The 14,280-nt window shown below is 64.8% G+C and carries 15 protein-coding genes; 10 read left to right on the top strand and 5 right to left on the bottom strand.

What is annotated here, in order from left to right; translation table 11 throughout:
- Positions 1 to 6: 6 nt before the first annotated feature.
- From AC1D14_RS03240 to AC1D14_RS03225, 4 genes are read left to right on the top strand one after another with little or no spacing between them, the layout of a single operon-like run.
- On the top strand, positions 7 to 840 hold the full coding sequence (locus AC1D14_RS03240) for an exodeoxyribonuclease III (RefSeq protein WP_230117115.1): 834 nt from the start codon (positions 7 to 9) through the stop codon (positions 838 to 840).
- Positions 841 to 858: 18 nt separating this feature from the next.
- Positions 859 to 1,968, top strand: a complete 1,110-nt coding sequence (gene trpS, locus AC1D14_RS03235) for a tryptophan--tRNA ligase (protein ID WP_290369702.1) — start codon at positions 859 to 861, stop codon at positions 1,966 to 1,968.
- Positions 1,969 to 1,972: 4 nt separating this feature from the next.
- A complete protein-coding gene (locus tag AC1D14_RS03230) occupies positions 1,973 to 2,569 on the top strand; it encodes a 2'-5' RNA ligase family protein (RefSeq protein ID WP_230117116.1) in 597 nt (198 codons plus the stop codon).
- Positions 2,496 to 3,671, top strand: a complete 1,176-nt coding sequence (locus tag AC1D14_RS03225) for a YihY/virulence factor BrkB family protein (RefSeq protein WP_476875025.1) — start codon at positions 2,496 to 2,498, stop codon at positions 3,669 to 3,671. Before AC1D14_RS03230 ends, AC1D14_RS03225 begins: the two co-directional genes overlap by 74 nt.
- Here the strand turns inward: AC1D14_RS03225 and AC1D14_RS03220 are convergent.
- From AC1D14_RS03220 to sdhC, 5 genes are all read right to left on the bottom strand, one after another.
- Complete coding sequence (locus tag AC1D14_RS03220) at positions 3,628 to 4,398, bottom strand: alpha/beta hydrolase family protein (RefSeq protein WP_476874985.1); 771 nt, start codon at positions 4,396 to 4,398, stop codon at positions 3,628 to 3,630. The genes AC1D14_RS03225 and AC1D14_RS03220 overlap by 44 nt on opposite strands.
- Before the next feature lie 116 nt (positions 4,399 to 4,514).
- Entirely contained in the window at positions 4,515 to 5,297 is a 783-nt protein-coding gene (locus AC1D14_RS03215) for a succinate dehydrogenase iron-sulfur subunit (RefSeq protein ID WP_205654223.1), read from the bottom strand.
- 1 nt (position 5,298) lies between these two features.
- The gene (sdhA, locus tag AC1D14_RS03210; RefSeq protein WP_230117118.1) at positions 5,299 to 7,098 is read right to left on the bottom strand and encodes a succinate dehydrogenase flavoprotein subunit; all 1,800 of its coding nucleotides are present in this window, start codon (positions 7,096 to 7,098) and stop codon (positions 5,299 to 5,301) included.
- Between the two features lie 102 nt (positions 7,099 to 7,200).
- Positions 7,201 to 7,692 carry a succinate dehydrogenase hydrophobic membrane anchor subunit gene (locus AC1D14_RS03205; RefSeq protein ID WP_476968046.1) on the bottom strand — a complete coding sequence of 164 codons (492 nt, stop codon included), beginning with the start codon at positions 7,690 to 7,692 and terminating at the stop codon, positions 7,201 to 7,203.
- Between the two features lie 3 nt (positions 7,693 to 7,695).
- Entirely contained in the window at positions 7,696 to 8,076 is a 381-nt protein-coding gene (gene sdhC, locus AC1D14_RS03200) for a succinate dehydrogenase, cytochrome b556 subunit (RefSeq protein ID WP_214973516.1), read from the bottom strand.
- 258 nt (positions 8,077 to 8,334) lie between these two features.
- Between sdhC and AC1D14_RS03195 the strand changes: the two genes are divergently transcribed.
- The 6 genes from AC1D14_RS03195 to AC1D14_RS03170 all read left to right on the top strand — a co-directional run bounded on the left by AC1D14_RS03195 (position 8,335) and on the right by AC1D14_RS03170 (position 14,219).
- Positions 8,335 to 9,468 carry a mannose-1-phosphate guanylyltransferase gene (locus AC1D14_RS03195; protein WP_230117120.1) on the top strand — a complete coding sequence of 378 codons (1,134 nt, stop codon included), beginning with the start codon at positions 8,335 to 8,337 and terminating at the stop codon, positions 9,466 to 9,468.
- A 113-nt stretch (positions 9,469 to 9,581) separates the two neighbouring features.
- Entirely contained in the window at positions 9,582 to 10,781 is a 1,200-nt protein-coding gene (locus AC1D14_RS03190; protein WP_230117121.1) for an amidohydrolase, read from the top strand.
- Positions 10,782 to 10,902: 121 nt separating this feature from the next.
- The gene (locus tag AC1D14_RS03185) at positions 10,903 to 11,337 is read left to right on the top strand and encodes a MarR family winged helix-turn-helix transcriptional regulator (RefSeq protein WP_230117122.1); all 435 of its coding nucleotides are present in this window, start codon (positions 10,903 to 10,905) and stop codon (positions 11,335 to 11,337) included.
- A 43-nt stretch (positions 11,338 to 11,380) separates the two neighbouring features.
- Complete coding sequence (locus tag AC1D14_RS03180) at positions 11,381 to 11,812, top strand: organic hydroperoxide resistance protein (RefSeq protein ID WP_230117123.1); 432 nt, start codon at positions 11,381 to 11,383, stop codon at positions 11,810 to 11,812.
- Positions 11,809 to 12,837 (top strand): NADP-dependent oxidoreductase, encoded by a 1,029-nt coding sequence (locus AC1D14_RS03175; protein WP_230117124.1) that lies wholly within the window; start codon positions 11,809 to 11,811, stop codon positions 12,835 to 12,837. Before AC1D14_RS03180 ends, AC1D14_RS03175 begins: the two co-directional genes overlap by 4 nt.
- A 275-nt stretch (positions 12,838 to 13,112) precedes the next feature.
- Positions 13,113 to 14,219: a BMP family lipoprotein gene (locus AC1D14_RS03170; RefSeq protein WP_230117125.1), complete on the top strand. Its 1,107-nt coding sequence runs from the start codon at positions 13,113 to 13,115 to the stop codon at positions 14,217 to 14,219.
- Positions 14,220 to 14,280 lie beyond the last annotated feature (61 nt).

Below are 14,280 nucleotides of genomic sequence, written 5' to 3'. Positions count from 1 at the left end.
GAACGGGTGAGCTCGGCATTGAAGAAGGACCACCTTCGCATCGCAACAGTCAACGTCAACGGCCTTCGTGCTGCCTACAAGAAGGGCATGGCGGAGTGGCTGGCGGAGCGCGAGGTGGACATCCTGACCCTGCAGGAAGTCCGTGCCCCGGACGCCATAGTCCACAAGCTGCTGGGCGAGGGCTGGCACATTCTGCACGCCGAAGCCGAGGCTAAGGGACGCGCGGGCGTTGCGATCGCTTCGCGTGACGAACCGCTCGCCACCCGCACGCACATCGGTGACGACTACTTCGCGCTGGCCGGCCGCTGGGTGGAAGCCGACTTCCGCGTCACTGACACTGCGGGCAAACCCGCCCAGCTGACCGTGGCGAGTGCATACGTCCACTCCGGTGAGGCGGACACGCCAAAGCAGGTGGACAAGTACCGTTTCCTGGACGTCATGTCCACCCGTTTGCCCGAGCTCTCCAAGCACAGCGACCACGCCCTGGTCACGGGCGACCTCAACGTTGGCCACACGGAACTGGACATCAAAAACTGGAAGGGCAATGTCAAACGTGCCGGCTTCCTTCCGCAGGAGCGTGCCTACTTTGACCGCTTCTTCGGCGAGGAAATCGGCTGGAAGGATGTTCACAGGGGCCTGGCGGGTACCGTCAACGGCCCCTACACCTGGTGGTCCCAACGTGGCCAGGCCTTTGACAACGACTCAGGCTGGCGCATCGATTACCACATGGCCACCCCCACCCTCGCCGCCGCAGCTGTCTCGGCGGTCGTGGACCGGGCGCCCTCGTGGGACACACGTTTCTCTGACCATGCACCGCTGGTAGTGGACTACCGGCTCTAGTTTTAAGGCCTCCGACGAATGACCTCCACCCCAATCGTGACCGACGCCGCAGCATCAGGGCAGCCAGCTGCCATCCCCGTCCTCCAACAGGATGCCGGGACCGTGCCCGGCACCGGACTCCGGCACCGCATCCTGTCCGGAATGCAGCCCTCCGCCGACTCGCTGCACCTCGGTAACTACCTCGGCGCCCTCGTGAACTGGGTGCGGATGCAGGATGAGTACGATGCCATTTTCTTCATCCCGGACCTGCACGCCATCACCGTCCCGCAGGATCCTGCCGAACTGGCCCGCCGCACGCGCGTGACTGCCGCCCAGTACATCGCCGGCGGAGTGGACGTTGAAAAGTGCACTCTGTTCGTCCAGTCGCAGGTGCCGGAACACGCGCAGCTCGGATGGGTCCTGAACTGCATTACAGGCTTCGGTGAGGCGTCCCGCATGACGCAGTTCAAGGACAAGGCGCAGAAGCAGGGCTCGGACCATGCCAGCGTGGGGCTGTTCACCTACCCCATCCTCCAGGCCGCGGACATCCTGCTCTACCAGCCTCACGGCGTGCCTGTGGGCGAGGACCAGCGCCAGCACGTGGAACTCAGCCGCGACCTCGCCGCCCGGTTCAACACCCGCTTTGGCGAGACGTTCACAGTACCCAAGCCCTTCATCCAGAAGGATTCTGCCAAGATCTACGATCTACAGCATCCCACCGCCAAGATGTCCAAGTCCGCCGAGTCGCCTGCCGGCTTGATCAACCTGCTCGACGATCCCAAGGTCACCGCCAAGCGGATCAAGTCGGCCGTGACGGACGCCGAGACCGAGATCCGTTTCGACCGCGAAACCAAGCCGGGCATCTCCAACCTGCTGACCATCTACTCGGTGATCACCGGCCAGAGCGTTGAGCAGCTGGTCGCGGCGTACGAGGGCAAGATGTACGGTCACCTCAAGGTGGACCTTGCCGAGGTGGTGACGGAGCACCTCACGCCGATCCGCAGCCGCGCCAACGAACTGCTGGCCGATCCCGCCGAGCTGGACCGGCTCCTCGCCCACGGGGCGGACAAGGCGCGTGAAATCGCCGCAGCCACCCTGCAGGACGTCTATGCCAAGGTCGGCTTCCTTCCGTACGCCGGAGCCCGCTAAACCGATGCCTGCCAACAGGAGAGTCGGCGATGGAATGAGCCTCGGGGTCATTCTGGGCTTCCCGCCTGGAATCGCCGAGGAACTGCAGCGATGGCGGGCATCCTTCGGGGACCCCATGGCCACGGTCATTCCGGCGCACATCACGCTCGTCACCACCACGCCCACCCATGACTGGGAGGCCGCGCGGGAACATGTCCGCAAGATCGCCCGTACCCAGGCGCCGTTCATGGTCACGATCGCCGGCACAGGGTCCTTCCGCCCGGTTTCCCCGGTGGTCTTCATCAACGTGGAAGAGGGTTTCGGGGAGTGCGTCGAACTGCACGAAAAACTGCAGACGGGCCCTCTGGCACGCGACCTGCCTTTCGGCTACCACCCCCATGTGACCATTGCCCACGATGTGGCGCCGGAAAGCCTGGACGAGGCCGAAACGGTACTGAAGAACTACAGGGCGACCTTCCCCGTGGTTAGCATGGGACTTTACGAGCACGATGCCGACGGTATTTGGCAGCTACGGGAAGAGCTTGACTTTGGCACCGAACCTGACGACGAACGAGAGCAACTCCGAGCCGCAGACGCCGGCGGAGCAGCCGCTTCCCACTGAACGTGCCCGCCTAAAGCTGGAGGTCATCCGCAAAAAGGTTGAGTGGGGCAAGGTGCGCCGGTCGGGCAAGGGAACTGTGCCCCAGCTCTTGGCCATGATCCAGTGGCTGATGGCCCGGCTGAACGCCTTGCGGCCCATGCGCGCCTTCCAGCACTACAACCTTCAGCACGGTCCGCTCATGAGCGCCGGCATCGGCTTCAACATGTTCTTCTCCATTACGGGCCTGCTGACCACCGGGTTCTCCGTTGCGGGCCTTGCGCTCCGGGGCCAGCCGGCCCTGCTTGACCGCATCATCGCCAGCGTGGCAGAAAGCGCGCCGGGCCTCCTGAAGGTCAATGGCGGCGAGGGCCTGGTGGACCCCAAGGATCTCCTCAACCCTGACGGGCTGGGCTGGACCGCGGTCATCGCAGCCGTCGTTACGGTCATCACCTCGCTGGGCTGGATCGCCGGCCTGCGCGAGGGCCTGCGCGGCGTTATGATGCTGCGTCCGCTGAAGCTCAACCCCGTGGTCCTGAAACTGCACGACGCCGGCACGCTGCTCCTGCTCGGCCTGGCCCTGGTGATCAGCTCGGGTGCGTCGCTGGTCTTTGGCACCGCGGCCGGCTGGGTGATCGGGCTGCTCAAGCTGGACCGCGCCGTGGCCGTCCCGCTCGCAACCGTGATAAAAATCGCCGTGCCGCTGGTGCTCAGCTGGATCACGGCGCTCATCATGTTCCGCCTGGCCGGCGGCCTGAAGCTGTCCCGGCGGGCCTTGCTGGAAGGGACCATCCTCGCCGGTGTGGGCACCGCCATCCTGCAGGTCTTCAGCACCGAACTCCTGGCCGGCGCCGGGCGCAATCCCATCCTGGCGCCCTTTGCGATCATCGTGGGGCTGCTCATCTGGTTCAACCTGGTCAGCCGGGTCTACCTCGTGGCCGCTTCCTGGTCAGCGATCCGCGAAGAGGACCTGAAGGCCGCGCCGGCGGCCAGGCAGACGGGCTGGGGGTCACGGCAGGTGCAACCTGGGAAAACCCCCGTGGAGCGGCACCACGCGGCCGAGCACCCGCGCCCGGTGGCAGTCAGTGCCCGGCGTCGAGGTACTGATCGGCCCACGCCGCGATAATCTTCGCTGCCCGGGCCGCCTGTCCCTTGCCCGTCAGCAGGTGATCGCTGCCCTCAAGGGAGACAAAGTTCCTAGGATGGCGTGCCGTCTGGAAGATTGTGCTGGCGTTTTCAATGCCCACGGTGTTGTCCGTGGGGGAGTGCAGGACCATCAGGGGCCTGTGCAGCCGCTTGATGCAGTCGGTAAGGTCGGCGTTTTCGAGGTCCTCCACGAAGTGCCTGCGGATCTCCACGCGCTTGCCGCCGAGGTCCACCTCCGCACTGCCTTCGCTGAGGATCTTGTCCAGGGCGGCGTCGAAGACATGGGCCACGTGCTTGGGTGAAAACGGCGCCCCAACAGTGGCCACAGCGTCGAGCTCCGGAATTTCGGAGGCGGCGGCAAGGACGGCGGCGCCGCCAAACGAGTGGCCCACCAGGAGGGAGACCGGCCGGCCTTCGGCGCGCATGTACTCTGCAGCTCGGACAGTGTCGGCCACCTTGTGGCTGAAGGATCCCTCGGACCACAAGCCGGCCGAGTCGCCCAGGCCCAGGTTGTCGAAGCGGAGCATGCCGATCCCGTTGTCCGCCAGCGCCTTACACATCCGCGACGCCGCGGGACTGTCCTTGCCCAGTGTGAAGCCGTGCGAAAACACCCCCCAGCCCTTGACGGGCCCTTCGGGCAGGTCGACGATCCCGGAGAGCATCTCGCCGGTGGACCCTTCAAAGGTGATTTTCTCGGAACGTGACATGAGGCCCCTTGGTGACGGCGGAGAGGTTGCGGTGGTTGTCGTTAAACGACGACGGCGCCACTCACCGCACGCTTGCCGCGCATGGTGAGAGACGCCGTCGTCCGCGTTGACCTTGACTAGATCTTGCGGGAAAGAATTGCCTGCTTGACTTCGGCAATCGCCTGCGTGACCTGGATGCCTCGCGGGCATGCTTCCGAGCAGTTGAAGGTGGTGCGGCAGCGCCACACGCCTTCCTTGTCGTTCAGGATTTCCAGGCGCATGTCTCCGGCATCATCGCGGGAATCGAAGATGAAGCGGTGGGCGTTGACGATTGCCGCGGGGCCGAAGTACTGGCCGTCCGTCCAGAACACGGGGCAGGACGAGGTGCAAGCGGCGCACAGAATGCACTTGGTGGTGTCGTCGAAGCGCTCACGGTCCTCGGCGGACTGCAGGCGTTCCTTGGTGGGCTCGTGGCCCTTGTTGATCAGGAACGGCATGACTTCGCGGAAGGACTGGAAGAACGGCTCCATGTCCACGATCAGGTCCTTCTCCACCGGCAGGCCCTTGATGGGTTCAACCGTGATGGGCTTGGACGTATCCAGGTCCTTCAGGAGCGTCTTGCAGGCAAGACGGTTGCGGCCGTTGATGCGCATGGCATCGGAACCGCAGACGCCGTGCGCGCAGGAGCGGCGGAAGGAGACGCTGCCGTCCACTTCCCACTTGATCTTGTGCAGGGCATCCAGCACGCGGTCCGTGCCGTACATGGTCAGCTTGAAGTCGTCCCAGCGGGCTTCCTCGGAAACCTCGGGGTTGTAGCGGCGCACGCGCAGCGTGATGTCGAACGTGGGGATTTCCCCGCCGCCGCCAACGCCGGCGGGCAGTTCAATCTTTGAGGCTGGCTCAGCAAGTTCAGCGGACATATTAGTACTTCCTCACCATCGGCTCGTAGCGCGTAAATACAACCGGCTTGGTGCCAAGCCGAATTCCGGCGATGCTCTCGGCGGAACCGTCCGCGGGAGCGTGCTCGTCCTTGTACGCCATGGAGTGCTTCATGAATTTTTCGTCGTCACGCTCGGGGAAGTCCTCGCGGAAGTGGCCGCCGCGGGATTCCTCGCGGTGCAGGGCAGCAACCGTCATGACCTTGGCCAGCTCCAGCAGGAAGCCGAGTTCAACGGCCTCCAGGAGGTCCAGGTTGAAGCGCTTGCCCTTGTCCTGGACGTTGATGCGCGTGTAGCGCTCTTCGAAGGACGCGATGTCCTTCAGGACCTGGTTGAGGGTGTCGGCCGTGCGGAACACCTGCATGTTGGCGTCCATGGTGTCCTGGAGTTCCTTGCGGATCACGGCCACCTTTTCGTCGCCGGTGCCGTTGCGGGCGATGTCGAGGAGCTGCAGGGTGTAGGCCTCCGGGTCCTCCGGGAGCTCCACGAAGTCGGCCGTCTTGGCGTATTCCGCAGCGGCGATGCCTGCCCGCTTGCCGAACACGTTGATGTCCAGCAGGGAGTTGGTGCCGAGGCGGTTGGAGCCGTGGACCGAAACGCAGGCCACCTCGCCGGCGGCGTACAGGCCCGGAACCACGGTGTCGTTGTCCTGGAGGACCTCGGTGGTGATGTTCGTGGGGATGCCGCCCATGGCGTAGTGGGCCGTGGGGAAGACGGGGACCGGCTCCGTGTAGGGCTCCACACCAAGGTATGTGCGGGCGAACTCGGTGATGTCCGGCAGCTTGGCGTCGATGTGGGCGGGCTCAAGGTGCGTCAGGTCCAGGAGGACGTAGTCCTTGTTCGGTCCGCAGCCGCGGCCTTCACGGACTTCGTTGGCCATGGAGCGGGCCACGATGTCGCGGGGTGCAAGGTCCTTGATGGTGGGGGCGTAGCGCTCCATGAAGCGCTCACCTTCGGAGTTACGCAGGATGGCGCCCTCGCCACGTGCGGCCTCGGAAAGCAGGATGCCCAGGCCGGCAAGGCCGGTCGGGTGGAACTGGAAGAACTCCATGTCCTCCAGGGGGATGCCGCGGCGGAACGCGATGCCCATGCCGTCGCCGGTAAGGGTGTGGGCGTTGGACGTGGTCTTGAAGACCTTGCCGGCGCCGCCGGAGGCGAACACCACGGACTTGGCCTGGAACACGTGCAGCTCACCGGACGCGAGGTCGTAGGACACGACGCCGGCAACACGCTTCTGCTTGAACGGCGTGCCGTCCTCGCGCACGGCGTCTTCCTCAACGGTGAGGAGGTCCAGGACGTAGTACTCGTTGTAGAACTCGACGTTGTGCTTGACGCAGTTTTGGTACAGCGTCTGCAGGATCATGTGGCCCGTGCGGTCGGCTGCGTAGCAGGCGCGGCGGACGGGAGCCTTGCCGTGGTCGCGGGTGTGGCCGCCGAAGCGGCGCTGGTCGATCCGGCCCTCGGGCGTGCGGTTGAACGGCAGACCCATCTTTTCCAGGTCCAGCACGGCGTCGATGGCTTCCTTGGCCATGACTTCGGCGGCGTCCTGGTCAACCAGGTAGTCGCCGCCCTTGATGGTGTCGAACGTGTGCCATTCCCAGTTGTCTTCTTCGACGTTGGCCAATGCCGCACACATGCCGCCCTGCGCCGCACCCGTGTGGGAGCGGGTGGGGTAGAGCTTGGTCAGTACTGCTGTTCGCGCGCGCTGACCGGATTCGATCGCGGCGCGCATGCCAGCGCCACCGGCACCGACGATGACGACGTCGTACTTATGGACCTGCATACCAGACGCTCTTTCTCTCAAAATTCGCAATAAAACAACGGGCGGGCTGAGGCCTGCTCCGCAAAGTGATGCCCGCCGGTCGGGGCGGGCAGCCGCAGCTCGCTACGCCGGGCAGAAACCACCGGGGAGCTGGACGCCGTCCACCACCGGGCACGGGTTGAAGGTGAAGATGACCAGCGTGCCAAGGATGATGATGACCGTGGTGGCCGCGTAGAGGACGATCTTCAGCCAGAGGCGGGTGGAGTTGTTCTCGGCGTAGTCGTTGATGATGGTCCGCACACCGTTGGTGCCGTGCAACATGGCGAGCCAGAGCATTGCGAGGTCCCAGACCTGCCAGAACGGGTCTGCCCACTTTCCGGCCACGAAGCCGAAGTCGATGGCGTGGATGCCTTCGCCCACCAGCAGGTTCACGGTGAGGTGGCCGAAAATCAGGACAACCAGCACCACGCCGGAGAGCCGCATGAACAGCCACCCCAGCATTTCGAAGTTGCCGCGGGAGCTGCCGCTGCGGCGGTACTGCGGGCCAATCTTGCCGCTGCTGTCTTTGCCGCTGTTATTTCCGCTGCGCGGGGACTGGATCTGCGTTGCAGTCATGGCTTAGTGACCTCCGAGTGCGAGGGACAGGTGGCGGATGGCGAAGGCGACCATGGTGACGATCCAGAGGCCCAGCACAACCCAGAGCATCTGGCGCTGGTACTTGGCACCCTTCTTCCAGAAGTCGACGGCGATGATCCGCAGGCCGTTAAAGGCGTGGAATACGATCGCTGCGACGAGGCCCGTTTCACCCAGGGCCATCAGCGGGTTCTTGTAGGCACCGATCACTGCGGTGTAGGCCTCCGGCGACACCCTCACAAGGGAGGTGTCCAGCACATGGACCAACAAGAAGAAAAAGATCACAACACCGGTAATGCGGTGTCCAACCCAGGACCACATGCCTTCACGGCCGCGGTACAAGGTGCCAGCTGGTTTCGTCGGCACTGAATAAACCTCCCTGCAACACAGCGGCGCTGGCGTGGGATCCACGCGGGGGGAACGCCTGCTGCGAGAGCACTCGTAGCTCAGGCCTAAATCTAGGCTTCGCTCACAGCTTATTCAATTCAGGGCGTCCTTGGCGCCCACGTACTGTACGGTTTTTGGCGTTTTATGAGACGAACGCCACATCCGGTTCCAAGTGTGTCCGCCCCGCCGGTGCCGCCGCAAGGGCCACTTTGGGGTCGTCGGCTAAAGTAGAGCGTGATGAGTAAAGACAAAGTGACAAGCCAGGATTCACCCATCAGCCGCTTTATAGCTGTGATTCCTGCAGGCGGTGTGGGGACCCGCCTCTGGCCTCTGTCACGTGCAGCAGCTCCCAAATTTCTTCACGACCTCACCGGCTCGGGGAGCACGCTCCTGCGTGCAACCTACGACCGGCTCGAGCCCCTTGCGGGCAACCGGGTCCTGGTCGTCACCGGAAACGCTCACCGGGCGGCTGTGTGCCGTCAGCTGCCTGAGGTCGAGGACGGTGACCTCGTGCTCGAAAGCGAGCCCAAAGACTCCGGTGCCGCCATCGGCCTGGCGGCGGCCATCCTGCACCAGCGGGACCCGGACATCATCATGGGCTCTTTCGCCGCGGACCACGTGATCAGCCCGGACGACCTCTTCCAGGACACAGTTCGGGAAGCGATCCACACCGCCGCGGCCGGCAAGATCGTCACGATCGGCATCAAGCCCACGCACCCGTCCACAGGCTTTGGCTACATCCGCTCCGGCGTATCCCTGCACATCCCCGGCGCGCCCAGCGCGCGGGCGGTGGTGGAGTTCGTTGAAAAACCGGATGAGGAAGTCGCCCAGCAGTACGTCGACAGCGGCGAGTACGTCTGGAACGCCGGCATGTTCGTGGCGCCCGTCTCCCTCATGCTCAAGCACCTGGAAGCGAACCAGCCGGAACTGTTCAACGGTTTGCAGGAAATCGCCGAGGCGTGGGACACACCCAACCGCGACGAAGTCACTGCCCGCGTCTGGCCCACCCTGCCCAAGATCGCCATCGACTACGCGGTCGCCGAGCCTGCGGCGGCAGCCGGGGACGTCGCCGTCGTGCCCGGAACCTTCCGCTGGGACGACGTCGGTGACTTCGCCTCGGTGGGACGGCTCAACAGCGCCAAGGAAGTGGACGAGGTCACGGTCATCGGCGAGGGCGCGCGCGTCTTCACCGAAAACGCCAGCGGCGTGGTGGTCTCGGACACCAAGCGCGTCATTGCGCTGATCGGGATCAAGGACGTGGTCATCGTGGATACGCCGGATGCGCTGCTGGTTACCACCAAGCAGCATGCCCAGCGGGTGAAGCAGGCTGTGAACGCCCTTAAGGCCAGCGGCGACTTCGACGTCCTCTAGTTTTCCGGTCCTTTCAGGACTTCGACGTCCCCTGGAACTTCGACATGGTCGGGATATCCGTAACGCGGCGAAGGCGATGCCGCTATTCTTTCGGCCCTCGCTAGAGTTGTGGTGTGCGCAATTACACTACTGAAGCTGAGCCCACCGCACTGGTGGGGCCGTGGCTCGAGCCGCTGCTGCCGGAACTGATCGATTTCCGGCGGGACCTGCATGCGCACCCCGAGCTGTCGTTCAAGGAGTTCCGGACAACGGACAAGCTCGTGGAACGTCTCGAAGAGGCCGGGCTGGAGCCGCGCCGCCTCGACGGCACAGGCCTAACCGTGGACGTCGGCGAGGGCCCCATCGCCACCGCGCTGCGCGGCGACATCGACGCGCTGCCGATCATCGAGGAAACCGGCCTGCCGTTCGCCTCGAAGAACCACGGTGTGACACACGCCTGCGGACACGACATCCACACCACCACCATGCTGGGCATCGCCTTGGTGCTGCACCGCATGCACCTGGAATCGCCGCTGGGCGGCACGGTCCGGATCATCTTCCAGCCCGCCGAGGAGACGATGCCGGGTGGCGCCCACTCCTGCATCGAGCAGGGTGTCCTGGAGGGCGTGCCGCGCATCCTGGCGCTGCACTGTGACCCGCGCATCAACGTCGGCAAGATCGGCACGCGCATCGGTGCCATCACGTCCGCCTCGGACACCATCAAGATCGAGCTGAGCGGCCGCGGCGGCCACACCTCGCGCCCGCATCTGACGGAGGACCTCGTTTTCGCGCTGGCCCAGATCGCCGTGAACGTTCCGGCCGTCCTTTCGCGCCGGGTGGACGTCCGCAGCGGCGTGTCGGTTGTTTGGGGCCAGATCAACGCGGGCTCGGCGCCTAACGCCATTCCGGGCACCGGCTACATGGCCGGCACCATGCGCTGCCTCGACAGGGACGCCTGGCACAGCGCCGGCGAGCTGCTCGACGAAGTGGTGCAGCAGGTTGCTGCGCCCTACGGCGTGGAAGTGCACCTGGAACACACCCGCGGTGTGCCGCCGGTGGTGAACTCGGAGCACGAGACTGCGCTCATTGAAGCTGCGGCGCGGGCGGAGATCGGCGAAGGCGCCGTGGTCCTGACCCCTCAGTCCATGGGAGGTGAGGACTTCGCCTGGTTCCTCGCCGAGCTGCCCGGTGCCATGATGCGCCTGGGTACCAAGACCCCCGGCGGCGAGGAGTACGACCTCCACCGCGGCGACTACATCCTCGACGAGCGGGCCCTCGGCTACGGCATCCAGGTCCTGACCGCGGCAGCCCTCCGCACCATCCGCGACCTCTAACACCGTCGGACGAGCGCGAACGAACACTTCAGCCCCTTTGCGAGGGCCCCGAATGTTCGTTCGCGCTCTTCCTGGCCTAGGTAAGTTGTGCACAATTGAATTGTGGGCTAACGTTGTGTCCATGACCAACGCCCCCCGCCTTGACCGCCAGGTGTGCTTTGCGCTCTACTCGGCGTCCCGTGCCGCCACCGCCGTCTACCGTCCCCTGCTGGACGAGCTGGGCCTGACCTACCCGCAGTACCTCGTGATGCTGGTGCTGTGGGAAAACGAACCGCGCGGCGTGCGGGAACTGGGGGAGGAGCTGGGCCTGGACTCCGGCACGCTCTCACCCCTGCTCAAGCGGCTCGAAGCCCTCGGGCTCGTGGAACGGCGGCGCTCTGCCGAGGATGAGCGCCGTGTCGCCGTCCACCTCAGCGACACGGGCCGGGCGCTCAGCAGCAGGGCCTCCCGCATTCCCCAGCGCCTCGCGGAGGCTGCCGGCCTGACTCCCGATGAGCTGGATCAACTCCGGGAAACTCTCGGCAAGCTCACCGCTGCCCTCCATGACTCGCGCTGACACCCAAGACCACCGTCTCCGAAACGACCAGAACGGAACTACTTTGAAGACTCTTTACACTGCCGAGGCACTCGCTTCAGGCGAGGGCCGCGACGGCTCAGCCCGCTCCAAGGACGGCAGGCTCGACGTGAACCTGGCCAGTCCGGTGGAGCTCGGCGGAAGCGGCGAGGGCACCAACCCGGAGCAGCTCTTCGCCGCCGGCTATGCTGCCTGCTTCCACTCTGCCCTCCGCGTCGTCGGCCGCAAGGAACGGGCCGATCTCACTGACTCCGCCGTTGCGGCGAAGATCCACTTCGGTGCCCTCGACGGCGGTGAAGGCTACGGCCTGGCCGCCGAACTCGAGGTCGCCCTGCCCGCCCTGGACCGCGCCGCAGCCGAATCGCTCATGGAAAAGGCCCACCGGATCTGCCCCTATTCGAACGTGACCCGCGGCAACATGGACGTGGCCCTGACCCTGGTGGAGTTTGCAGCATGAGCACCAACGACGAGCGGGCTCTGCCCGTCACCACCCGTGAGATCCAGCTGGCATCCCGCCCGGTGGGACGTCCGGTTCCGGAGAACTTCCGCCTGGCTGAAACGCCGCTTCCCGAGCTTCAGGACGGCCAGGTCCTGGTCCGCAACCTGTTCATCTCGGTTGATCCGTACATGCGCGGCCGGATGAACGACGTCAAGTCCTACTCACCGCCGTTTGCCCTTGATAAAGCGCTCGACGGCGGGGCGGTGGGTGAGGTGATCGCGTCCAGGGCCGAAGACCGCAAGGTGGGGGACGCCGTCGTACATCCACTGGGCTGGCGGGAGTACGCCGTGCTGGACGCCGGCGCAACGACTCCCGCGCGCACGGAGCTGGCACCGGCATCCGCGTTCCTTGGTGCGCTCGGCATGACCGGGCTCACGGCGTACGCCGGACTGCTGAAGGTTGCCGAGTTCAAGGCGGGGGATGCCGTATTCGTCTCCGGCGCCGCCGGCGCCGTGGGCTCGCTGGTGGGTCAGATCGCAAAGGCCATGGGCGCCTCCCGGGTGATCGGCAGTGCGGGAAGCCCGGAAAAAGTTGCACGCCTGCTAGAGCTCGGCTTTGACGCGGCGTTCAATTACCGTGATGCGCCGGTCCGGGACCAGCTGAGGGAAGCTGCCGGCGAGGGCGGGATCGATGTGTACTTCGACAACGTGGGCGGGGACCACCTCGAAGCTGCGCTGTCCGTCCTCAACGTCGGGGGCAGGGTTGCCCTGTGCGGCGCCATCGCGCAGTACAACGCCACGGAACCGACCGCCGCTCCCCGGAACCTTGCGGTGGCCATCGGAAAACAGCTGACGCTGCGCGGCTTCCTCGTGGGCGGCCAGAGGCAGCATGCGGCGGAGTTCGCCGAGCGGATGTCCGGCTGGCTGGCAAACGGCACCGTCAGGTATGACGAGACGGTGGTGGACGGTCTCGAGAACGCTCCGCAGGCGTTCATGGATCTCCTCGACGGCGGCAACACCGGAAAGATGCTGGTGCGGATCTAGCTCCGAAAGCGCGAGCCCAACCACTGCGGGACGCTCCGACGGAGTGCGTGCACACCGGCGGGCTACTCATAGGTAACAAGTTCTCAACAATCTTCATTTTTCGCCTCGGATGTGTTATCCGGACGTGGCGCAGGCCACTACAGTGGCTTCATAAGTGCGCTTCGGCGCAGTGCTGCGAAACCATCAGTGAAAACAGAATTTCAGTGTGGAGCATTAGAAACGGACACTCATTGAATCTCCGTCGTGGCGCCTATCTCGTTCTTCCTGGAGGAAATTTGAAGATCTCACTGCGTGCAAACGTCAAGCGCGGTTCACTCGCCGGCGTGGCTTCCGTTGGTGCGGCGGCCCTGCTTCTGACCGGCTGCGGCCCGGCACCCCAAGCGGGCAGTCCGTCTGCCACGGCCAGCGACTACACCGGCTGCATCGTGTCCGACTCCGGCGGATTCGATGACCAGTCGTTCAACCAGTCGTCCTACGAAGGGCTCAAAAAGTCCGAGAAGGACCTTGGCATCAAGGTCAACCAGGTCGAGTCCAAGACCAACAACGACTTCGAGCCCAACCTTCGCGCCATGGTCTCGGCAGGCTGCAACCTGACCATCACGGTCGGCTTCCTCCTCGGTGACGCCACGAAGGCTCAGGCCGCGGCTAACGCTGACAAGCACTTCGCCATCATCGACGTCGGGTACGACAAGCCGATCGCCAACGTCAAGCCGATCATCTATGACACGGCGCAGGCTGCATTCATGGCCGGCTACCTCGCCGCCGCCTCCACGAAGACCGGCACCGTCGCCACCTTCGGCGGCATCAAGCTCCCCACCGTCACGATCTTCATGGACGGCTACGCCGACGGCGTGAAGTACTACAACGAGAAGAAGGGCAAGAGTGTCAAGCTTCTCGGCTGGGACAAGGCCAAGCAGGACGGCAGCTTTACCGACGACTTCGAAAAGCAGGACAAGGGAAAGCAGCTGACCCAGAACTTCCTGGACCAGGGCGCGGACATTGTCATGCCCGTGGCCGGCCCGGTGGGCAAGGGCGCCGGCGCTGCGCTGAAGGAAGCAAAGGCCGCAGGCAAGGACGTCAAGCTCATCTGGGTTGACTCCGACGGCTTCCTCACCGCCCCCGACTACAAGGACATCATGCTGTCGTCCGTCATGAAGCAGATGGGCTCCGCCGTTGAGACCGTCGTGAAGGAAGACAAGGACGGCAAGTTCACCAGCGAGCCGTATGTCGGCACGCTCGCGAACGACGGCGTGCAGCTGGCCCCGTTCCACGACTTCGATTCGGCCGTCCCCGCCGACGTGAAGTCCGAGCTGGACCAGATCAAGAAGGACATTGTGGACGGCAAGCTGAAGGTTGAGTCCGCAGCCAGCCCCAAGGCGTAACTTCCTCCGCTAAGCGCCACCGCCCGGATGGTCATTGACTGCACGGGAGGTGGCGCTTTTC

It is taken from the genome of Arthrobacter sp. P1_B11 (assembly GCF_056406715.1).
Note: the sequence above shows the minus strand (reverse complement) of the source record. Positions and strands in the feature narration are given on the sequence as shown.